General features: G+C 75.8%; 1 protein-coding gene and 1 pseudogene. Both read left to right on the forward strand.

All coding sequences use genetic code 11. The features are described from left to right. A pseudogene (locus CCN44_RS42505) lies at positions 1-663 on the forward strand (DUF11 domain-containing protein); the annotation flags it as partial. Next, positions 660-1,237, forward strand: a 578-nt coding sequence (locus CCN44_RS42510) for a Pvc16 family protein (RefSeq protein WP_086704611.1), incomplete at its 3' end; no start/stop codon positions are given. The pseudogene CCN44_RS42505 and the gene CCN44_RS42510, both read left to right, overlap by 4 nt.

Below are 1,237 nucleotides of genomic sequence, written 5' to 3' on the forward strand. Positions count from 1 at the left end.
CGACGTAGCCGGGATTCGGCCGGGCCCGGGGTGCGGGTGACGGCCCAGCCGAATCCCGGCTACGTCGGCGGGCGGGTCGTGGTGACGTACACCGTGCGCAACGGCCGCAACGCGCTCGCGACCGGGCTGCGGCTGCGCATCGGGCTGCCCGCGGGCATCCCCGACAACGGGCCGCCGCCGGGCTGCGACGACTCCTGGGTGTGCGCGCTGCCGGACCTGGAGCCGGGCGCGAGCACCGTCGTACGGGTCGTCCTCAGCCCCGACAAGGCGCTGACCGGCCGTGTCACCGGGCACCTCACCACCACCGGGACGGACGCCGACCGCGGCGACAACACCGCCCGGCAGCGGCTGCGCATCCTCCAGCCGCGGATCGTCGCGGTGCCCGCGATCGGCAAGCCCGGCTTCGTCACCTCCGTGCGCGGCAAGGACTTCCCGCCGGGCGTGCCGGTGCGGTTCGCCTGGAAGCCCGGGATCACCGCGGCGGCGGCGCCGACCGTCCCGAAGCCGGACGGCACGTTCATCGGCCAGCTGCTCATCCTCGCCAAGGACCAGACCGGGCCGCGCGTGATCACCGCCAGGGGTCCCGGATTCTCCCCGGTGAAGACCGACTTCCTGGTGGTCAGCGGCAGCGTGCAGCCACCCGACGAGGTGACCCGCCGGTGATCCACGAGGTCGACGAGGGGCTGCGCCGGCTGCTCGGCGAGTCCGGCCTGGAGGCATCGGGCGTCGAGGTGGTCTTCGACGCGCCCACCCGGGACTGGGCCGCGCGCCGCAGCGCCCCGACGGTCTGCGTCTTCCTGTACGACATCCGCGAGGACGTCGGCCGGCGCGGCAGCGGCGCGGGGGAGGTGTACGACGCGGACGGGCAGCTCGTGGCGCGGCGCACCCCGCCCCGCTGGTACGAGCTGACGTACCTGGTCACGGCCTGGGCGAGCCGCCCCCAGGACGAACACCGGCTGCTCTCGCAGGTGCTCGCCTGTCTGACGGCCACCGACACGCTGCCCGCGCGGCTGCTCACCGGCACGCTCGCCGAGCTGGGCCTGACCGTGACCCTGGACACCGCCGGGGCGGGGGCCGACGCACCGTCCGCCGCCGATGTGTGGTCCGCGCTCGGCGGGGAGCTGAAGGCGTCGCTCGGGGTGCGGGTACGGGCGCCGCTCGCCGGGGCGGTCACGGCGGTCGCGCCGCCGGTCACCGAAGGTCTCGTCGTACGTGCCACGCCCCGGCGAGCGGCGCC

Origin of the sequence: Streptomyces tricolor (genome assembly GCF_002155905.1) — a bacterium.
Taxonomy (GTDB): Bacteria; Actinomycetota; Actinomycetes; order Streptomycetales; family Streptomycetaceae; genus Streptomyces; species Streptomyces tricolor.